We start from the raw sequence: 21,509 nt of genomic DNA on the forward strand, positions 1-21,509 counted from the left end.
GAGAATCTTCACCAATCCAAAACAAATAATCTTATAAATAAAAATATCAATACTGACATGGCAAATATGGTAAGAAACCATATAGACAAACTCATAAAAAATCGCAAAGCGTCACAACCGACTCGCTGATATTTGAAGAGGATGAGCTACAACCTGATGCCGATTTAGCTCTACAGTTTCAGGCCATTGCTAATATGGCTCCTGAACAACAACAGGTTATCAAGCAGCTTTTAGAAGGGATGATTATCAAATATGAAGCAGAACGATGGTCATCAAAGATGAAGGGATAACCGATAATTAGCGCGGTGATAACAGGCGGCAACCCGTTATCACTGCTGACCACAACCAACTGACAAGGAGTTGATTTATGGCTAAGCGCGATTGTAAGTCAGAACCACACACAACTGAAACGCCACAACCGATCACCTGCTACGAGTTCTATAGCCGGGCCGTGTATCGTGCGATCTTTTTGCGCGGCGAGTGGGTAACGCAGGCGGGATTTAGCGACGGCATGCCGATTAAGATCCGGGTGATGCCGGACTGCATCGTGATCACCGCCCAGAACACCCGCGAGCAGTGGGGCTGTGCCGAGGGGCTGAGCGTTACTCGGTTCAGTAAGAAGAAAATGGAGCAGTGGATACAGTCATTTCCGGGGGTGCTTAACGACACCGGCGATCTGCCGGTGTTCACGCGAGGGGACGGGCATTTTGGGTAAGTGTGACGGCTGATAGGAAGATCCCGGCGCTGGGGCCGGGATTTCTTAATCAGTAGATTTGATAACTTATAATCTATTCTTATTGATTTCGTTCGTAGTTACTAAGACGGCTTGAATACTTGAGTCAAGATTATCTTCATCCAACCATGAGACACCCTTTCTTTTTAAATGAAACTTTATTGTTGGCAATAACGTTTCATCATCCAACGATACAATAACACTCAAACAGTTACCATAATTTTCATTCCATTTTTTGATTATTGCATTACAAAAAACAATTGAGTATTGCAAATACTTTTCATTTACATAATCTTCTATATGGATAGAGTTTACAAAACATTCGAAGGCAATTTCATCCTCGAAAACATCAGGAGTGACCGAGTTACAATAAGAAAATAGTTTTTTCGAAAAAAAACAACCATGTAACTCAACAAAACCTTGCTCAACAATCTCATTTAATTCATAAGGAAGATTGAGTTTTTCGATATCCTCCCAACAAATAGATTCAATCAGAGGAAGCATTAAATAGTTAACTAGCATCTTATTTCTCTCCCAAGTATTTAGTCATACCTTTATCTATAGCATTCTTAAAGACAGGATCGTTCAACTTATCATTTACACTTTTAGGTGCTTCAGGGAATTTTTGCGTAACAGGATCATAATAGTATTTATTGTTACTATTATCCTGGTAATGTATTTGTCCTGCTCTCTTTCCTGGCGCTGGGTTCTCAACATCAATTCTTTCTTTCCCTTTACCCATCCACAATGTCTTACTTGGAACAGTTGGGCCATTTATGCCGAGCATAGCACCATCTTTATTTAAGGTATAATTAGGCTTACCAGCCTTACTAATCCCCCCAAATACCGAAGCCGCTGCACCCGCAATAATGTCAGCCTGAATGTTATCCAGACCATACTCTTTCTGAAGTGCTTCCGAGACTTTACTGGTGGCGACGACCCCTTCCGCCTGCAACTGCTGCGCAAAGGTCGCTGTTAGATCGTAGACCATCTTAACCGGGATATCTTCACCCAGAGCGCTGTCTATCGCCTGTTTCACCGCAAGGCTGTCGGCCAGTACATCACCGTATTTCTGCTGGCAAGTTGCCGGGTTAGCCGCACAGTCACTGATGAGCTGATTCTGCTGGGCAGTACTTAACTCTTCATACTTCTTAATCACACCGCCGCAGTCACTACTACCAGCCTGACAGGACTTCATTTCGGCAGACCAGGCAGCTATCTGTTTACTGCTCAGATAGTTATTCTCCACCGTCGTCTTACCCGACTGTGCTCCGGCGAGCGCGGAAGCCCCCGCGTCGCCCACCAGGCCGCCGGCCAGTCCGGCGGCGAGGGTTGCCAGTGTTGAAACGGTCTGTTTCTCGGTTTCGCTGAGCTCAGCGACCGGTTTTTGGTATATCTCCGTGGCCAGCATGCCGACGATTTCGCCGGTGGCCGCACCTGCGGCTCCGGCAAGGGCGTTATTCCCCTGTGCTGCGGCCAGCGCCGCGTTTACCACCGCATGGGCCGCCACACGCCCCGCGCCGTCCGGGGTGCTCTGCTTGATTATCTCACTAATATACGGTGCCGCGCCGCCTGCCAGCGCCGCCTGCAGGTTGTCGCCCGCCAGCCCCTGTACCGCCGCCGTGGCCGCCTGAATCGCCTGCTGGTATTGCCCTCCGGTGCTAAACCCCGAATCGCGCATGCCGGTGTTATACGCCCGCTGCGCTACATCTTTCTCGGTAAACGGCTTACCGCCGGCCGCCAGCGCGGTACGGGCCTGACTCAGGGCCGTCGGATCACGCCGGGCTTTTTCCCCGGCGATCTCGCCCTCTGTCCGTGCAATATCGGCCACCTGATTGCCAATCTCACCGAGCAGCTGGCTCTGCTGCAGGCGCCGCTGCGCTTTCTCCTTGTCGAAGATAGGGGAGAGAGGCTGGTGCGCTCGAACTGTGTCGCGCGCTAACCCGGCGACATCCTGCTGCTGGTTGGCCCGATCGCGCACGACGATCGCGCCGTCGGCGATAGCCGACTGGGTGGTGCCGCGGGCGCGCTCATTCTGATTGGCGCCCGTCAACAGGCTATTGGCCATATTGCCCGCGAACTGGCCGCCAATGCTACCGCCGGAGCTAAGGCCAAACCCCTGGTGCTGCGCCTTGAACTCAGCGCGGTTGTCGATATCGGCAAAGCCCAGGGTTCCGGTATCGAGGCGATTGCTCTCCTGATTGGCCGCGCTGGCAATGGCCGCGCCGTCCAGCTGGGTATGATTACCCACGGTGATATCAAAGCCGCCTTTACCGGCAAAGATGCCGGTCTGGTTCTCTACCGAGGCATAGTCGCTGTGCATCTTATCGCGGCTGGCGGCGATACTCAGAGAGCCATTGCCGAAGCCGATGCTCCCCCCGGCGCTGAAGCTGGATTGCTTGGCTTCATAGCTATCAATCGCCTGCTCACTGCGTAGGGTCAGATTATTGCCGACATTCGCCACCACGTTCTCCCCCTGTACCTGCGCCCCCTTCAGGGTGGTGTCATTACCGCTGTTCAGCGTCAGGGTGGTGTCATTACCGCTGTTCAGCGTCAGGGTGTTGCCCGCGCTCACCGTGGTATCCGTGGCATAGCGGCTGTTGCCTTTTTCAAACCCTTTGCCTTTGCTGGCGCTGGCATTGACATTGAACCCCACGCCGTTGGAGCCGAAGGTTATCCCGACCCCCACGCTGCTACCCTGGCTGCTGTTTTTGCCGTCCACCGTCATTGTCTTGCAGGAATTTAAGATCAGCGCCATTGAGATAATTCACCAACGCCGCAGCATCTGGATCCTTCAGCTTTTCATCCAGCCGAATTTGTGATGGGTGTGCATCATTGGCTACATTGGTCGCCCCTTGAATAAGCTCTTCCCATGTAACACAACGAACGCCACCATCGGAACAGGCATCAACCAGTTCTTTGCTGTTTTTGTTGCTGATTTCGATATATTTCTCAACAACGGATTTGCAGTCACCACCTGATGCTTTGCAGTCGGATAGCTCTTTATCAAGTGCTCTGGCTTCTGTGCTACTCAAGAAATTATTCTCCACTTTCACTCTGATTTTTTACGTTTATTTTCTTCCATTTTAGCTTTACCCCAAATGCCGATACCCAGAACAGTACCAGCCGAGACTCCTTTTCTTACCGCCGAGATACCTTGAGCTAACCAATCAAAATTCAAAGCATTACCATTCGTTAAAAAAAAGAATACCGCAACACCCAATACAGCGAAAAAGATGGTCAAGGAAATAATTAAAGACCAATAAACAACAAAAAAAATCAATAATGAAATACTCGCCCTTTGAAATTTAATCATTTCTTACCTGCTTTATCTATTTCTTCTTTTACAGAACCACCAACTGCCTCAGATATGACAGAACCTACTACTGCGCCTCCTAGATCAGAAGTAGCTTTATCAACTACCTGACCGATTGCACCCGAAGTCGCTTGCCCAGCCTTACCTCCCGCCAATGAGCCAGCCCCCGCCCCAATCACTGAGCCAATAGGATTCTCACCTTTAACAGCACTCCCCACAGCAGCCCCGCCCATGTTAATAGCCGTAGAAGCGCCTATACTTTTTCCCGTGGTTGCTGCGGCGGTAACACCGGCAAGTATCGCATCAACATAGTTAAACGGATCTTTACCACCAAGTTGAACGGCTGTATTTGCACCCACACCTATCGCCGCATTGGTCACCACACCAGCCTTAATTGAGTTTGCCAACGGCCCCGTCCCAAATGCCAATATAGGGTCCCCAATACTCGCATTGGATTTATGATATCCCCATGCCCTCATTATATTTTGCGCCTCAGCCATTACATCAGAGTCTGGGCCTCGTTTTAGATAGTCGCTCCCTGAAAGCAATCCATTGACTAGCTCCTGAGCAACACCTGTACCATATTCCGTCTCCATCTCTGCGGCGTAAATACGCAGATAACCAGCTAATTCGCTTCGTTCAGCGCTATTCAGTTGGGTAGGATCTGACACAAACTTTGCGATAAGTATGTCACTCCGTTTGTCTGCGTTTTCTAATTGAAGTAACTCTTTCGCCGTCGCTAACGTCTTATCACCATGCTGTATTTTTTCGATAATTTTATCTAGCTTGCTGGACGATTTTGTCCCAAGGAAATTATTCTCCACCGTCGTCTTACCCGACTGTGCGCCGGCGAGCGCGGAAGCCCCCGCGTCGCCCACCAGGCCGCCGGCCAGTCCGGCGGCGAGGGTGGCCAGTGTTGAAACGGTCTGTTTCTCGCTTTCGCTGAGCTCAGCGACCGGTTTCTGGTATATCTCCGTGGCCAGCATGCCGACGATTTCGCCGGTGGCCGCACCCGCGGCTCCGGCAAGGGCGTTATTCCCCTGCGCCGCGGCAAGCGCCGCGTTTACCACCGCATGGGCCGCCACACGCCCCGCGCCGTCCGGGGTGCTCTGCTTGATTATCTCACTAATATACGGCGCCGCGCCGCCCGCCAGCGCCGCCTGCAGGTTGTCGCCCGCCAGCCCCTGTACCGCCGCCGTGGCCGCCTGAATCGCCTGCTGGTATTGCCCTCCGGTGCCAAACCCCGAATCGCGCATGCCGGTGTTATACGCCCGCTGCGCTACATCCCGCTCGGTAAACGGCTTACCGCCGGCCGCCAGCGCGGTACGCGCCTGATCCAGGGCCGTTGGGTCACGCCGGGCTTTTTCCCCGGCGATCTCGCCCTCTGTCCGCGCAATATCGGCCACCTGATTGCCAATCTCACCGAGCAGCTGGCTCTGCTGCAGGCGCCGCTGCGCTTTCTCCTTGTCGAAGATAGGGGAGAGAGGCTGGTGCGCCTGCTCCGTGTCGCGCGCTAACCCGGCGACATCCTGCTGCTGGTTGGCCCGATCGCGTACGACGATCGCGCCGTCGGCGATAGCCGACTGGGTGGTGCCGCGGGCGCGCTCATTCTGATTGGCACCCGCCAACAGGCTATTGGCCATATTGCCCGCGAACTGGCCGCCAATGCTACCGCCGGAGCTAAGGCCAAACCCCTGGTGCTGCGCCTTGAACTCAGCGCGGTTGTCGATATCGGCAAAGCCCAGGGTTCCGCTATCTAAGCGGTTATTGTCTTGAGCCTTTTCCTTTTTCACCATGACAGAGTACTCTACGTTTATTGAGCACTACTTGTATTATACTAATAAAGAAGCAACACTATCTTATTGTGATATTTTAATTAATGAGTAGGTTTGCATGAGGAGTAATGCTACAGCATTTTCATTGGGCTGTCTTATTGTGATATCGTATTGGTATATAGGAGTGTATAATTTATCTTTATTATTTTGCGTGTCATTAGAGATACTAATAAATAGTGACTCAATCGTAGCGCATCGTATTCTGAAAATATGCCAGATTCTATGATATCCAGATACTTCTGGATAACAGATTTACAATCTCTGTCAGAAGCCTTAGATTCGACCAGTCTTTTATCCAATGGTCGGGCTTTCTTATAACGTAGTTAGTTATTACCTCCCAATAATTGATGTGCGTGAGTTATTTTCTATTTGATATTCTTATAGTCTAGATTTTATCCATAAACCGATGCCGAGAGTCAATCCAATGACTCAGCTTTTTCAATGAAGTTGAAAAGATTTCTGCAAAATTAAATTCTAAAGCCACGGCCAACACTGCATTTACCACCGCATAGGCCGCCTTATTGACCTCTCCACTGAGCGGATCGGTGGTCATCGCTTTCACCATTTCGGCAATATACGGCGCAGTGTTTCCCGCCAGTTCCCAGGCCTTTCGCCAAGTCGCTTTGCGCCTGTGCTATCTCTGCTGCTGTCGCGCCATTCAGGGCCATAAATTGCCCTAACGTTAAAGCAGCCTGACCGATATCCATCATGCCTTTAGGCATGATTTGTGGCGCAAGGAAATTATTCTCAACTTAAGCGCTTACGTTCATCAAGTTTAGATAAAATCCAACAACCTATACCCAAAGGAATCCCTCCGGAGAGTCCCATTTTTACTGAGTAGATAACATTAAGTACCCAATCAAACTCAAAAAGACCATTTTTATAGAAATAAATACAAGTAATCAGCAGTCTAATAAAAAATATAATTCCTGTAGAAATACAAACACAATAAATTATCAAAAAGTATAATAATCGAAGACCAACAGTTTGAATAAGTTTCATCTATCACTCCTGATTCTTCTTATTCAACAAATCTTGAGCCATGCTTCCAGAAGCCTCAGCTCCCATAGAACCGATTCCTGTACCAATCAAATCAGCAGCCTTATCTGATGTAATGGGTTGTAATTTATCAGTAACAACCTTACCGGTTCCTGCGCCAACGACAGCACCAACCCCGGCCCCGATCATCGCATTAGTTGGATCTTCTCCTTTGAGCGTACTGCCAACATAGGCACCACCAACGCTAATCCCTCCAGTGAGCACCGGACCTTTACCTTGTGTCAGTGCCCCGGTTCCTATCGCGATCAACGCATCAGTATAGCTAAATGGCTTGTCACCATTCATCGTAAGCTGAGTACTGATATTCGCTGCACCACCGATGGCACCACCGGTAGCGGCGGCTCCAGCGCCAACGGCTGCACCGGTTCCCATGGTGGCTGCGGTACTCATCATCAATGCCCATTTCTTCACCAACTCAGTAGCGGGTTGCGGTGCACCAGTTCCCAGTCCTCTCGCCAGCTCACTTTGTGCCTGGGCTATCTCTGCCGCTGAAGCTCCATTCTGCGCCATAAACTGCCCCAGTGAGGACGATGCCTGTCCGTAGTCCATCAGCCCCGATGGCAGACTGAGCGAGTTATTTTCAGTAACAACTTAGAAGCCTTTTAATTTCAATAACCGAGCTATCCACATCCCGCCCCCGATAAAGCTTCCGACACTGAAACTAATCTTACAAAGCAAAAATATATTTTCTTTAGTAAAATTTATTGGTATCCCTTTGAAAAAGTAGAAGAACATCTCCCCTGCTACGTATAAAGTAATTGATGTTAAAAAAATAGACACAATATTTAATACGATAAAAATAGCCAGATGCAGAAAAGCATTTTGTTTTCTCATTTTCTGCCATCCTCCTGAGAGGATTTCTGCTCTATAAACTTCCCACTGAGCTCTGAACCCAAGCTACCACCGATATCGCCAGCTATGCCTGGGAAATAACTAGGAGTCATTTCTTTTGAAAGCCCTAAATCTCCTTTAATATCAGTATACTTTTGCAAAGTCAGATTAAACTTCGGATCCCATCCACCTTTCAGCCAGTTAGCACCAGTATTAACGCCCCATGAAAGACCTTTACCAATGCCATAACCTGCGAAAGAACCGGCACCATTGATCAACGCCCCGGATGTTGGGTCTTTCCCTTCGAGCCAGTTTCCTAATGCACCTCCAGCCGCATTCCAGCCAACTGTACCTACAACACCATTTCCTGCGCTGATCACATTAACCCAGCCACCGATAATTGCTGTCGTTGGATCTATAGTTCCATCAGCCAGATAGTTGATGCCTGCATTAGCACCAGCCCCTAATCCCCATAAAGCCTGAGCACCACCCGGTAAAAGGGCAACGCTACCTGTCGCTAATGCGGCTGCATAAGCTTTATTTTCAGCTTGCCCCCGCTTACAGGCTTCACCGGAAGGATTACCACTACAGGAGAGGACATCCGCACCATGTCCCCTGGCTTTATCGGTCTGAAGCCACTCACTGCCACCCAGCAGATTATTCTCCACCGTCGTCTTACCCGACTGTGCGCCGGCGAGCGCGGAGGCACCCGCGTCGCCCACCAGACCGCCGGCCAGTCCGGCGGCAACGGTGGCCAGTGCTGAAACGGTCTGTTTCTCGGTTTCGCTGAGCTCAGCGACCGGTTTCTGGTATATCTCCGTGGCCAGCATGCCGACGATTTCGCCGGTGGCCGCACCCGCGGCTCCGGCAAGGGCGTTATTCCCCTGTGCCGCGGCAAGCGCCGCGTTTACCACCGCATGGGCCGCCACGTTGGCAGCCTTATTGACCTCTCCGCTGAGCGGATCGGTGGTCATCGCTTTCACCATTTCGGCAATATACGGCGCCGCGCCGCCCGCCAGCGCCGCCTGCAGGTTGTCGCCCGCCAGCCCCTGTACCGCCGCCGTGGCCGCCTGAATCGCCTGCTGGTATTGCCCTCCGGTGCCAAACCCGGAATCGCGCATGCCGGTGTTATACGCCCGCTGCGCTACATCCCGCTCGGTAAACGGCTTACCGCCGGCCGCCAGCGCGGTGCGCGCCTGATCCAGGGCCGTTGGGTCACGCCGGGCTTTTTCCCCGGCGATCTCGCCCTCTGTTCGTGCAATATCGGCCACCTGATTGCCAATCTCACCGAGCAGCTGGCTCTGCTGCAGGCGCCGCTGCGCTTTCTCCTTGTCGAAGATAGGGGAGAGAGGCTGGTGCGCCCGCTCCGTGTCGCGCGCTAATCCGGCGACATCCTGCTGTTGGTTGGCCCGATCGCGCACGACGATCGCGCCGTCGGCGATTGCCGATTGGGTGGTGCCGCGGGCGCGCGCCTGATTGTTGGCACCCGCCAACAGACTATTGGCCATATTGCCCGCGAACTGGCCGCCAATGCTACCGCCGGAGCTAAGGCCAAACCCCTGGTGCTGCGCCTTGAACTCAGCGCGGTTGTCGATATCGGCAAAGCCCAGGGTTCCGGTATCTAAGCGGTTGTTCTCCTGACCGGCCGCGCTGGCAATGGCCGCGCCGTCCAGCTGGGTATGATTACCCACGGTGATATCAAAGCCGCCTTTACCGGCAAAGATGCCGGTCTGGTTCTCCACCGAGGCATAGTCGCTGTGCATCTTATCGCGGCTGGCGGCGATACTCAGAGAGCCATTGCCGAAGCCGATGCTCCCCCCGGCGCTGAAGCTGGATTGCTTGGCTTCATAGTTATCAATCGCCTGCTCACTGCGTAGGGTCAGATTATTGCCGACATTCGCCACCACTTTCTCCCCCTGTACCTGCGCCCCTTTCAGGGTGGTGTCATTACCGCTGTTCAGCGTCAGGGTGTTGCCCGCGCTCACCGTGGTATCCGTGGCATAGTGGCTGTTGCCTTTTTCAAACCCTTTGCCTTTGCTGGCGCTGGCATTGACATTGAACCCCACGCCGTTGGAGCCGAAGGTTATCCCGACCCCCACGCTGCTGCTCCGGCTGCTGTTTTTGCCGTCCACCGTCTGGGTGTTTTGGGCCGATAGCAGGGTGATATCATGCTGGGCATCGAGCGCAATATCGCCGCCGGCCTGTAGCGCGCTGCCGGTGACGGCAATATTGCCGCTGTCGGGGGCTTTGCCGGTTGCGCTGACGCTCAGGTTGTTACCGGCGCTGACGCCGCTGCCCTGCGCCGTGGTCTGGCGGGTTTCGGTTTCGGACTTGGCGGCGCTGCTGCCGAAGGAGAGGTTAATCCCGATGGATGCGCCGCTGTCGCCCTGAGAGGCGTCAGCCAGGCGCGCGCCTTGTACTGCCTGAACCGCGGATAGTCCCGCTTTGATCGAATGCAGCGCTTTAATCCGGCTGTCATCCGTCTCTTTCGCCTGATTCGCCGTCTGTACGGCGGTATTCAGCGCGCTGCCTACCGTTCCGCTCAGGGCGAGCGTCAGCCCGCTCTGCTTCTGCTCGGTTTTGGTCAGCTCCGTGTGGGTGTTCTCCGCTGCGCTTACCGTAACGGACTGACCGGTCAGGTTGATATCTTTCTTCGCGATCACATCGCTGCCGTGCAGCGTAAGATTTTCACCGGCGCTCAGGGTGACATCGCCCCCGGTGCTGCCCAGGGTGCTGCCCTGGTGCTGCTGACTGTGGCTGTCCGTCGTCTGTGTCAGGGAACGTGTCCCGATGGTAAACCCGATGCCCCCGGAGCCCATCAGCCCGCTATTTCTCTCTGCGCGCAGGTGGGCCTCGTTACGCAGCTCATCCGCGGTGGTGACGGTGATATTTTTGCCCGCGCGGGCGCTCAGGTCGCCGTCCGCAATCACCTGGCTGCCCTCGGTCGTGAGGTTATCTCCGGCGCGCAGGGTAACGGTGTGGCCACTGAGCTGGCTGCCGGCCGCCCGTTGGCGCTGTACCTCGTCATGGGTTTCCAGCGACGACGCCGAAAGGAGACCTTTACTGTGCTGTTGGCTATGTTCAACCAAATCGGTCGCCACCGTCCCAGATTTTAGGGTTATATCCCGACCCGCCGCGGCCGTCAGGGCGCTATCCGCCGCCACCGTCGCCGCCGTGGCCGCGATATCCCGTCTGGCGTTGAGGGCGATGCTCCCGCCGAGAAGCTGTGTACCGACGTCGGCCTGCTCGCTGAGGCGGCGATAGTTATCCGCGCCCCAGTCGCTGTTTTCGGTGCGAGTGGTGGTCACCGTCGCCAGGGTGATGTCGCCGCCGGCGCTAATGGCGGTTTTAGCGTCTTTGCCCCGACTCTGAATATCTGACGCAGTCAGCGTGACGGAGTCTGTTGCGCTCATCGTTAGCTGGCCGCCGTCGTTCTGTATATACACGCCGGCAATGCGGTTGAGGTGTCGGTTGTCCTCCGTTCCCGTCAGGGTCGTTTCACTGCGGATATTTTCCGCATTCATGGTCAGGGCGCTGCCGCCGATAAGCGTGCCGCCGATGTTGCTGAGGCTACGCTGCGCGCTGAGCAGGGTCTCATTGCTGCTGATGGTTCCCTGGTTGAGGATATCCCCGGCACTTACCCGTAGCGCCGCTTGGCTGAGCATGCTGCCGCTGTTCACGAGCTGATCGTTAACGGTAAACCGCGTATTTTTACCGGACAGCAGCGCGCCGTCGGCGCCTAAATCCCCCGGCTTCAGCCGGGCATAAACCTGCGGCACCAGCACCGTTTCGCTGCTGCCGTCCGCCAGTGTCACGGTTTGCTCAACCAGCCATATGATATCGCTCGTCAGCAGCGCCATCTGTTCTGCGGTCAGCGCCGTACCCAGGGTCAAATTAAATTGTTTGCCAAAGGTGATACCGTTATTCATCAGCGCCTGGAACTGCTCCTCGTCACTGCGGTAATCGCCCAGATAACGCTGCCCGGCCAGCGTCACAATCTGCTCAGAGACCAGCTTCTGCTCGTAGTAGCCGTCCCCCAGGCGTTTGTGCATCTGCTGGTGATCGCTCAGCATGGCCTGCTGCATGTAATCGGTCGCCAGCCACGTTTTGTGGTTGGTGAAGCGCGGATCCGTCTCTACCAGGTACTGGCTGTCGCTGCCCGGCTGCACCCTAAACAGGTTATTCTTTGGCAGGGTCAACGGGGGATTCGCGCTGCGGATCACCGCCTCCACCTGCGCACCGTCCGTCGCAGACATTACCGGGAGCGTGGTGATGGCCAGCGGCGTGCGTCCGCCGCTGTCCCGCGTCTGAACGTCGGTCTGTGCATTGGCCTCCCATTTCTGCACCGCAAGGTCGATAGATGTGGTCAGCGGGGGAGGGGAGTAGTTTCCGCTCTCCTTTCCCTGGGATGTTTCTGTTCCGGCGAGGGGGCGCTTTGTCTTTTTGGGCCACCAGCGGGTCTGGGTTCCTGCGTCAGTCACAATATGGACGCCCGGCGTCGCGTTGTTTCGCAGGTCATGGATCGTCGCTATCAGCAGATCGCCTGCAATAACGCGACTGTCCTGATTCATCAGCGTGTCACCGTTGATGGTCAGCGTCATACCGGACTGAATAACCCCGGGCTCCGTCTTTATCACCTGCGTTTCCTGAATAACCCGGGTATATCTATATTCGTAAAACGAGTCATCGCTGCTGCCGTCTGGCATCACTGCGCTATGGACGCCATATTTATTTTTATGGCTGATATCAATATCCTTCCAGTCAAAACGCTGCGTGTATCCTTTCAGAACCCCCTCGTGGCGCTGCTGACGGCTGATTTCGGCAATCTGGGTTACCAGGTTGGTATTGATATTGTTAATCTCCCTGATATTCAGGGTCATATCTCCCTGCGACTCGAGGGTGGCGCCCATATTGTTGAAGCGATCTGCGCTGCCGGTGGCGCGGCCATTGGCATCTAGGCTACGTCCGATATTCAGCAGCCCTTGGCTATAAATCAGGCTCTCTCCCGCGTTATTCAGGGTCGCGCTGCCGATGTTCAGGCTGCTGCGGGCGGCGATTACCGCCGAGCGGGATTTATCCGCGGCGGCGGTGTTATTAATCAGCGCGGCCTGCAGCGCAATATCATCACCGTAGAGCCGGCCTGAGGCGGCATTGTTCAGGGTGCCGGCGTTAATCTGCGTCTTGATGCCGTCAATCAGTCCGATATTAGTGAGGGCATTGCGTACGCTCAGCGTGGCCTGATCGGCGCTGATTTCGGCGTCGCGGGTATTTATCAGCCAGGGGGCTTCGATGGTTAGCGCTGTTCCCCCTTGGATCTGCGCTGCGTTCTGAATGCCCTGATGTGCTGCGATCAGCAGGCTGCCGTTAGCCTGCACAGTGTGCTGGTTGCTGAACCGATCATTCAGCGTCAGGGCCATATCGCCGGACGAGAGGATATTCCCGTCACCGCTGAGTGTTCCGCTGTGAAGGGTCAGCGTCTGACCGGCCATCAGCGTGCCCTGCGTATTGGTGAGGCGCTCCGTGGTAAGGCGCACTTTTTCATCGCCGGCCGTGATGCCCTGCGTGTTGTCCAGCTCGCGGGTCGAGACGCTTAGCTGCCTGCCCGCGCGGATCTCTCCGCCGTGATTATCTGTTTTCTCGGTCACCGTCAGCCGCGTAGCCGCGCTGCCTTGAATTCTTCCGTGCTGATTGTGCAGAGCGTCGGCGCTGAGCGTCACGCTTTGTCCAGCGATGACCCCCTGTGCGTTGTCCAGGGTGTGCCGTACGGCCAATGTCAGCGCACCGCTGTCTCGCTGTATCAGGGTACCGGCGCGGTGTGACAGAGAATGGATCTGCGCGCTGATACCGCGAGCGGACGTTTCACTGTTATCCAGTTGATAGCTCCCGCCTTTCATTATCAGGTTTCCATTGGAGCGCATCTCGCCCTCCTGGCCGTTAAAATCCGCTGTGGCGATGCGGACAGCGCCGTCACCGGCGTGCTGAATGCGCCCGCGCCGGTTATCGATCCTGTCTGCGCTCAGCGTGAGATCGCGACCGTTGGCGGCGATCGTCCCGCCGTTATTGATTATCCCGTTCTTATGCGTCAGCGTCAGATCCTCTGCGCCTATCTGGATAATCTGCCCCTGCGTGTTGTCCAGCCTGCTACTGCTCAGCGTCAGTGCGCCGGCGCTCAGCCTGCCGCTGTGGTTATCAATTCCGTCCGGCGCCGCCGCCGTCAGTGCGTCGGCGGCGGTCACCGTCGCAGTTTGCAGATCCAGCCGAGTGGCCGAGCGCAGCGTGACGGCGGCGGCGGCGGTGTGGCTGCCCTGCAGTGAGGCAGCCTGTGCCGATACCGCCACATGGTCATGCGCGAGCTGCAGCCCGTTCAGGGTGGCCGCGTTCGCGGCGTTCAGAACGAGATCGCCGCGCCGAGAGAGCCTGCCGTCTTGATCGACGCCGGCCGCCACAACGGCCCCCATCGCGTTATTCAGCGCCCGGCTGTCAGAGGTGATATGGCGCCCCGCGAGGAGCTGTTTCCGGTTATCCATATCCCCGGCCGTTTTCAGCTGAATATCGCGCCCGGCGCTGATGGTGCCCGCGTTGGTGACGCTATCCGTCAGCGTCACCTTCAGGTCCGCGGCGGCGGTAAGAATGCCGCTATTCTGCAATTTACCGTCGGCGCTCAGGCTCAGTTCGCCAACCTGTGCCCCGATGATGCCCGCGTTACGCACGCCAACCCCATGTTCCGTGCCGACCAGCTTAATTTTATCGCTGTACATGCCGCCGACCGCCGCGACATCCAGCGCAAAGGCGGGCACGTCGCCCTCTGGCTCTCTTTTCCTCACCACGTTGCCCTGCGCATCGGTGATATTATGTCCGGTGGTAATGGTCAGATCCTGAGCATGCAGCTTGGCGTTGACCTCCACCGCGCGGCCGATCAGTCGGGTGTAGTCACTTTGCGCGTCGTTCATGCCGCCGCCGGTGATGGCAATCTGGCCTTTGTCCACCGCAAACCCCGCGACTCGCCCTTGCTCCAGCAGCGCCTGCGCGGCGGCCATCGTGGTCTGCCCGGCATTGATAAAGCCACAGCCGCTGCAGGTGATCCCGGCCGGGTTGGCAATGATCACATCCGCCCGCCTGCCCGCCACCTCAATAAAACCGTTGAGCTGGCTCGCGTTGGCGCTGTTGACCTCATTGAGAATGATCTTCGCCTCGCCTTTTGCCAGCCACGGGTTGGCGGTGATCATGCCGCTCAGCTGCGTCTGCGTATGGATTGCGCTGTTATTGAGGATGGCACCTTTGCGATCGACATCGAACTGGCGGTAGTGATTGTGGGATACCCCATCGCGGTTTGGGGTCTGAATATTCACCTGCGGCGTACCGTTGGCGGTGGAGAGCACGGACGGTTGCCGATTGCCGGGCGCCGCGCCGTCCGCCACAATACCGCCGGCGCTGGCGGGCAGGGCGATCCAGCCCAGCAGCAGCATCGTAGTCAGACGCAGCGGGGAGATGACGGCCGTCAGCGATGGGGTATCCACGCCGCGCGGCGCCCGGGCGTTATCCGCGCTATGATTTTTCGCTAACTCGGATACCACCATCATCATCTGGCGGGAGTGATTAAAAACGACACGATAGCAGCGTTTATTCATGGGTTATCACCTGCATCTTCAGCTTGGTCATCGGCACAGTCATCACGTGTCTCCGTCAGTACTGCCAGTTCACCGAAAAATTAACGACCGCATTGTCCGTCTTGAAGCCGTCCGGTTTGGACAGCGGCGTGCCGACAGAAAAATCATATGAAAGCCCCGCGGGGTAATAGCCGCCCCTCAGGCCGATCACGCCGCCGGCAAGGGTTTGCCCGATAAGTTCGCTGCGGTTATGGCCGTCCACCCGGCCGTAATCTGCGCCGATATACAGCTGCTGCTGCGGCAGCGGGGTCTGCCAAGATAGCGTGTTACGCAGATACCAACCGTCGTCACTGTTCAGCGTGCGTTCACCATCAAAACCACGCACGCTCCAGCGATTGCCGATGGAAAACTGATCCTGCGGCGTCAGCGGCGTCGCGCTCAGCTGGCGCAGGTATTCACTGTGTAACTGAAACTGCTGTTCACTCACCGAGAAGGGGAGCGTCAGCGATGCGGAGAGCTGTAAAATACGGGAGAGTGCGGTGGCATAGTCTTCGCCGTCTCGAGCGCGGTACTCCTCAAACGCGGGAATGGCGCCGAACCAACGGGTGCCGCGCTGATAGCTCCCGCCCACATCCAGAATGGCAGAGGCGAAATACTGTCGGTGCGTCACTCCTACTCGCCAGCTGCTGGTGCGGCGTTTCTGGCTCTCAATTTCAGTCTCTTGAATAAAGTTGCGGGTCTGGCGCAGATCCACGCCATAGTTCAGGGTCGTTTTGCCCGAGGTGTTGCGATACAGCACATTGCTGAGCTGCATATTGATATTTTCACTGCGCCCTTTATAACGCGCATCGCCATTGAGCAGCGCCACGGTTTGGACGTAATCATATTTACTCCCCGTGAATACCAGCTGCCAGTAACCGAACGGTACAGAATAGTGCGCGCTGTAGTTGGTCGATGCTTTCGCGTCCGTAAACAGCAGGTCCCGGGTGGCGGTGACATAAAACAGATCGCTGAGGGAGAGCGGATTATCCAGGGCTAACATCATCCCTCCCTGGTTTTTTCCGGCGCTCTCCGTGCCGGTATTATCCACCCACAGATTAACCCGCCACATTTTTTTCTGTTTGCGGGTAATGACGATATCGCTCTCCCCCGGCTGATTGCCGGGATGCAGCGCCACCGTGGCGTCGACGCTCGGCAAACGCTGTAAATTCTCCAGCCCCTGTTCGATATCCCGCAGATCCAGCACGTTTCCTTCACGGGCAGGCATGGCGCTATAGCGTGTTGCATAGTCATCCGAATCTTCGGTAAAACGCACCTGACGTATGCGCCCTGGCACCACGGCCAGCGCGAGGGTACCCTGCGTCAGATCCTGCTGCGGCGCCAGCACACGGGTCGTTACCCAGCCGTGGTCAATAAGGCGGTTTTGTAGGGTGGACATCAGCAGGTTAATCCCCTGCACACCCAGGCAATGACCGATCGCCTGATTGGCGAGGCGGGCTAAGGGGAGCCAGTGGGGTAATGCCTCGGTGCCGCTGAGATGAACCTGCGAAATAGGGAAGCAGGGCGTCTCACGCGGAAACTCGCCGTTAACGGCGGGCAACGTCGGCGGCGCCAGGTGGATATCTGGCGCCACCGGCGCCATCTGCTGTTCAAGCGCCTGCTGACGCTGCTGTTGGTGGATAAAGGGCTGCCCCGTCAGCGGCGCTGCTATTGGCGCGGCCTGAGATGAAAAGGCGCATGCCTGTGCAATTGCAGAAATAAATAAAATGTTTTGCCTGGCTTTTATAGCCATTCGAGGGCGAGGTGTTTTGCCAAGACAATAGGAATATGAGTTTTGCATTTATCGTTAGTTATATTTATTCTAGTGATAAGAGGAAGCGTTTTACATTATTATCTGCGCTGAGTAGCTAATGAAATAAACGCTGGCCGGTGATGACTGGAATTATTAATAAGTAATTGGCGTTAAAATGCAATGGGTCGACGCTTTTTCAGACTTATCGCATTATAAAAACATATCTATTATATGGTGGGTATAATTTTTTGATATTACTTGAGGCCATTGTCGGGGAATAATGGCGGGCGTCGCGGATTGGGGGGCGGTAATATGTTCGGTGAGTTTATTTTAATTATGGTGGCTGTGCCCGCTATACTCCAGAAATATAGCGGTCTCTCGTCGGGCTAGGGGATATAAACCCCGCCGCTTGAGCACCCTGCGATCTCGGCAATGTTCAGACGGGATCCGCGCCGGCCATCTAACGCGATAAGCGACGTCGATCGCGATAAACGGCGCCGGAAAAGCGCGGGCGGCACCTCTCTCATTTACGCTTGGTCGCCGGGGCTAAGGTGACGCCGCGGCGTCATCGCGGCCGCAAACGCCGGTTGGCCGTTTTTATGGCGGGAGATATCCGGCGGCGCGGCAGGGCAAGACGCTCCGGAGAGACGCTCGCGCCAGGTCGGCCCGACGGCGCCGCGCGGATCCGCGCCGGCAGCGCTGAAACGCTCCCTGGTCGGATCCGCCGGATGCGACATGCTACGCCCAGCGCTTAATGATGATGGAGGTGTTGATCCCGCCGAAGGCAAAGTTGTTGCTCTGCAGGTACTCGCAGTCAATGCGGCGAGCTTCTCCCATGATGTAGTCCAAGGCGCCGCACTGTGCGTCCGGCTGCGTCAGGTTGATGGTCGGCGCAAACCAGCCTTCGCGCATCATCTGTAGACTCATCCAGGCCTCCAGCGCGCCACAGGCGCCCAGCGTGTGGCCAAAGTAGCTTTTCAGTGAGGAGATCGGCACGCTATCGCCGTAAATCGCCGCGGTGGCCTGGCTTTCCGCAATATCGCCGCGGTCGGTGGCGGTGCCGTGGGCGGAAAGGTAGCCAATATCGCGCGCGCTAAGGCCGGCCATGTTCAGCGCCTGCTGCATACAGATCTGCATGGTGTCGCGCTGCGGCTGAGTGATGTGCGCGGCGTCGCAGTTGGTGGCAAAGCCGACGATTTCACCGTAGATGGTCGCGCCTCGCGCTTTAGCGTGCTCTAACGCCTCCAGCACCAGGGTTCCCGCGCCTTCGCCAATCACCAGCCCGTCGCGCCCTTGGTCGAACGGGGAGGGGGTGGTTTTGGGCTCGTCGTTACGCTGGCTGGTGGCGAACAGCGTATCGAACACCGCCGCTTCTGAAGGGCAGAGCTCCTCTGCGCCGCCCGCCACCATCACGGTCTGGTAGCCATGGCGGATGGCTTCCCAGGCGTAGCCGATGGCCTGGCTACCGGAGGTGCAGGCGCTGGAGGTGGGGATCACCCGTCCGCGCAGGCCGAAGAACAGCCCGGTATTCACCGCCGTGGTGTGCGGCATCATCTGCACGTAGGTGGTGCCGGTGATGTTGTTGGTGTGCTTTTCGGTCAGCATGGTGGCGAACTCACTCACCGGGCCGGTGCTGCCGGTGGAGGAGCCATAGGCAATCCCCGTTTCACCGTTGGTCAGCACCGGATCGTCGATCAGCCCGGCCTGCTCCAGCGCCAGTTCGCTGGCGCGGGTCGAGAGCAGCGAAACGCGACCCATCGAGCGAATGCGCTTGCGGGTATAGTGCGCCGGCGGGATAAAGTCGTCGATCGGTGCGCCGAGCAGGGTATGGAGGCCGTCATAGACCTGCCACTCCGGCATTTTACGCACCGCATTCTCATAGCCGAGCAGGCGGCGGGAGACGGCATCCCAGCTCTCGCCAAAGGCGGTTACGCCGCCCATTCCGGTAATCACCACGCGACGGGTCATAGCATTCCTCCGTTGATGGAAATGACCTGTCGGGTCACGTAGCCCGCAATGTCAGACATTAAATAGCCGGCAAGCCCGGCCACCTCATCGGCCTGACCCATGCGTTTCATCGGGATCATCGCCATCGCCTCTTTCAGCGCGCTCTCCTCCATCGCGATCATCCCGGTCTCAATCAGCCCGGGCGCGATACAGTTGACGGTGATTTTGCGCTTGGCGAGCTCAATTGCCAGCGCTTTGGTGGCGCCGATGATCCCCGCCTTCGCCGCGCTGTAGTTCACCTGGCCACGGTTGCCCATCACGCCGGAAACCGACGACAGGGTAATGATACGCCCGCCCTGGCGCAGGCCGATCATCGGCATAATGCACGGGTGAATGACGTTGTAAAAGCTGTCGAGGTTGGTATGGATCACGCGGTCCCAGTCGTCGTCACTCAGGGCCGGAAACGCGCCGTCGCGGGTGATGCCCGCGTTGCTGACCACGCCGTACCATGCGCCGTGCCGGGCGATCTCCTGCTCCAGCACCTCGCGGCACTGCTCGCGGTGGCCGACGTCAAAGCTGAGCAGGCGCCCGCTGCCGCCCGCCTGCTGAATGGCGGCCAGGGTCTCTTGTGCTCCCGCTTCGTCGCGGTGGTAGTGAACGCCTACGGTAAAGCCGTCGGCGGCAAGCTGACGGGCAATCGCACGTCCAATTCCTTTACTGGCCCCGGTGACCAGTACTGAGCGACTCATGCGCTATCCCCTTTATTAAAAAGCGTTATTAATTCTTCAGTCGTCGGCTGAAAGGTGTTGATGCGTCCGCTGGCGAGCGGGACGCCCTCTGCGCTGATGGTGCACTCAAAGCTGCCAAAGCGCTGATCCTGCATCAGCAGCTTCACCGCTATCTCCAGCGTGGTCTCGGCCGGAAACCCCCCTGCGGCGCACACTAGCTCGCGCGCGCCGAGCACCATGCCGAGCGCAATGCACGCCTCACCGACCTGCTGACGGTGCCAGCCCGACCATACGCCGACGGTCTGCGCCATCAGCTCCAGCGCATACCAGCCGGGGAGCTGATCGTGGGTATCGACAAACGGCGCCAGCACGCCGCGGCGGCTGACGGTGACCCGGCAGTGCGCCGTGCTGTCTGTGACGTTGACCACCTCTTCCAGCAGCAGCATCGGCGCGTCGTGCGGCAGATAGTGGGCGGGGGGCAGATAGTGGCTCATGATACGCTCCCCAGCAAAATGCTGGCGTTGTTACCGCCAAAGGCAAACGAGTTGGACAGGATCACCGGCCGGGCCAGCGGCTGCGCCTCGCGCAGGATCCCGCAGGCGGGCAGCGACGGGTCAATCTCGCCGCGGCTGAAGTCCTGCGGCGGCAGCGGCAGCCGCATTTGCAGAATCAGCGCGGCGATCGCCGCCTCGGTGATCCCCGCCGCCCCCAGCGTATGTCCGGTTAAGTGTTTGGTCGAGCTGCATGGAATATGCTCGCCAAACAGGTCGTGCACCACCTTAGCTTCGATTTGATCGTTGAGCGGTGTGGCGGTGCCGTGCAGGTTGATATAGCCCACGTCGTTCGGCCGCAGTCCGGCGTCGCTCAGCGCCTGCGTAATCGCCCGGATCGCCCCCTCTCCCTGCGGATGCGGCGCCGAGATATGCCAGGCATCGCTGGATTCTCCCACGCCCAGCAGCGCAATTGGCTGCGGCTGGCGCGTGAGCACCATTAGCGCTGCGCCTTCACCGATGGTAATGCCGCAGCGGTCGCGGCTAAACGGCTGGCACTGCGTGGGGGAGAGGGACTCCAGGCTGTTAAAGCCGTTGATCGGCATCCGGCTCAGGGTGTCCGCGCCGCCGACGATCGCCACGTCGGCAAGCCCGGCTTCGATCAGGCGCCGGCCGCTGATGATGGCCCTGGCGCTGGATGAGCAGGCGGTGGAAAGGGTGAACGCCGGGCCCTCCAGCGCCAGCCAGCGGCTGAGGAAGCGCGACGGATCGCCCAGCTCCTGCTGCGGATACTGCCAGTGCGGGCTCGGTTGCCGGTTCAGCGATAGATTGACGTGCGTGTCGCCCTCGTCAAGCCCCGAGGTGCTGGTGCCCATCACCACGGCGATGCGATCGCGACCGTAGCGCGCGATGGCGTCATCCACCTGCGGCTGGATCTGCGCCAGCGCGGCCAGGAGCAGCTGGTTATTGCGCGAGCGGTGCGCGGCAAAACGGTCGGGGATCGGCGGCAGCGTGGCGTCCACGCCGCCCAGCACCGCGTCAGGAAAGCCCTGCAGCCAGCCTGCGCGCGGACGCATGCCCGGGGCGACGCCGCGGGTCAGGTTGGCCGCCGCTTCTGCGGCGTTGCTGCCCAGCGCATTAATCATGCCGATGGCAGAAATGTAGATCATC

At 56.9% G+C, this 21,509-nt stretch carries 15 protein-coding genes and 2 pseudogenes; 2 read left to right on the forward strand and 15 right to left on the reverse strand.

Going from position 1 to position 21,509, the window contains the following annotated elements; all coding sequences use genetic code 11:
* Positions 1-110: 110 nt before the first annotated feature.
* Positions 111-290: pseudogene (locus tag ETEE_RS22250) on the forward strand (helix-turn-helix domain-containing protein); the annotation flags it as partial.
* 77 nt (positions 291-367) lie between these two features.
* Positions 368-715, forward strand: coding sequence for a SymE family type I addiction module toxin (locus tag ETEE_RS12170; protein WP_081926421.1), 348 nt, complete (start codon positions 368-370; stop codon positions 713-715).
* 66 nt (positions 716-781) lie between these two features.
* Here ETEE_RS12170 and ETEE_RS19475 read toward each other — a convergent pair whose 3' ends face one another.
* From ETEE_RS19475 to ETEE_RS12240, 15 genes and pseudogenes are all read right to left on the reverse strand, one after another.
* Positions 782-1,255: a hypothetical protein gene (locus ETEE_RS19475; RefSeq protein ID WP_051905089.1), complete on the reverse strand. Its 474-nt coding sequence runs from the start codon at positions 1,253-1,255 to the stop codon at positions 782-784.
* A gap of 1 nt (position 1,256) precedes the next feature.
* On the reverse strand, positions 1,257-3,455 hold the full coding sequence (locus tag ETEE_RS12180; RefSeq protein WP_338082345.1) for a hemagglutinin repeat-containing protein: 2,199 nt from the start codon (positions 3,453-3,455) through the stop codon (positions 1,257-1,259).
* Positions 3,427-3,768: a hypothetical protein gene (locus ETEE_RS21310; RefSeq protein ID WP_144242822.1), complete on the reverse strand. Its 342-nt coding sequence runs from the start codon at positions 3,766-3,768 to the stop codon at positions 3,427-3,429. Before ETEE_RS21310 ends, ETEE_RS12180 begins: the two co-directional genes overlap by 29 nt.
* A 17-nt stretch (positions 3,769-3,785) precedes the next feature.
* Positions 3,786-4,049, reverse strand: coding sequence for a hypothetical protein (locus ETEE_RS12185; RefSeq protein WP_034171866.1), 264 nt, complete (start codon positions 4,047-4,049; stop codon positions 3,786-3,788).
* On the reverse strand, positions 4,046-5,842 hold the full coding sequence (locus tag ETEE_RS21920) for a VENN motif pre-toxin domain-containing protein (RefSeq protein WP_338031713.1): 1,797 nt from the start codon (positions 5,840-5,842) through the stop codon (positions 4,046-4,048). The genes ETEE_RS12185 and ETEE_RS21920 overlap by 4 nt, the downstream gene beginning before the upstream one ends.
* 520 nt (positions 5,843-6,362) lie before the next feature.
* Positions 6,363-6,482 (reverse strand): annotated as a pseudogene (locus tag ETEE_RS22415) (VENN motif pre-toxin domain-containing protein); the annotation flags it as partial.
* Positions 6,483-6,631: 149 nt separating this feature from the next.
* A complete protein-coding gene (locus ETEE_RS21315) occupies positions 6,632-6,886 on the reverse strand; it encodes a hypothetical protein (protein WP_071881912.1) in 255 nt (84 codons plus the stop codon).
* Positions 6,887-6,889: 3 nt separating this feature from the next.
* Positions 6,890-7,453, reverse strand: coding sequence for a hypothetical protein (locus ETEE_RS12200; protein WP_174434935.1), 564 nt, complete (start codon positions 7,451-7,453; stop codon positions 6,890-6,892).
* 320 nt (positions 7,454-7,773) lie between these two features.
* Positions 7,774-15,402 (reverse strand): two-partner secretion domain-containing protein, encoded by a 7,629-nt coding sequence (locus ETEE_RS12210; protein WP_051905091.1) that lies wholly within the window; start codon positions 15,400-15,402, stop codon positions 7,774-7,776.
* A 55-nt stretch (positions 15,403-15,457) separates the two neighbouring features.
* The gene (locus tag ETEE_RS12215; protein ID WP_225865196.1) at positions 15,458-17,023 is read right to left on the reverse strand and encodes a ShlB/FhaC/HecB family hemolysin secretion/activation protein; all 1,566 of its coding nucleotides are present in this window, start codon (positions 17,021-17,023) and stop codon (positions 15,458-15,460) included.
* Between the two features lie 677 nt (positions 17,024-17,700).
* Positions 17,701-17,910, reverse strand: a complete 210-nt coding sequence (locus ETEE_RS12220; protein WP_034171857.1) for a hypothetical protein — start codon at positions 17,908-17,910, stop codon at positions 17,701-17,703.
* A 1-nt stretch (position 17,911) separates the two neighbouring features.
* Positions 17,912-19,141: a beta-ketoacyl-ACP synthase gene (locus ETEE_RS12225; protein ID WP_034171856.1), complete on the reverse strand. Its 1,230-nt coding sequence runs from the start codon at positions 19,139-19,141 to the stop codon at positions 17,912-17,914.
* Positions 19,138-19,869, reverse strand: coding sequence for a 3-ketoacyl-ACP reductase FabG2 (locus ETEE_RS12230; protein ID WP_034171855.1), 732 nt, complete (start codon positions 19,867-19,869; stop codon positions 19,138-19,140). Before ETEE_RS12230 ends, ETEE_RS12225 begins: the two co-directional genes overlap by 4 nt.
* Positions 19,866-20,342: a hotdog family protein gene (locus tag ETEE_RS12235; protein ID WP_034171854.1), complete on the reverse strand. Its 477-nt coding sequence runs from the start codon at positions 20,340-20,342 to the stop codon at positions 19,866-19,868. Before ETEE_RS12235 ends, ETEE_RS12230 begins: the two co-directional genes overlap by 4 nt.
* A complete protein-coding gene (locus tag ETEE_RS12240; protein ID WP_034171853.1) occupies positions 20,339-21,508 on the reverse strand; it encodes a beta-ketoacyl-[acyl-carrier-protein] synthase family protein in 1,170 nt (389 codons plus the stop codon). The genes ETEE_RS12235 and ETEE_RS12240 overlap by 4 nt, the downstream gene beginning before the upstream one ends.
* Position 21,509: the final 1 nt, after the last annotated feature.

The organism is Edwardsiella anguillarum ET080813, assembly GCF_000264765.2.
Taxonomy (GTDB): Bacteria; Pseudomonadota; Gammaproteobacteria; order Enterobacterales; family Enterobacteriaceae; genus Edwardsiella; species Edwardsiella anguillarum.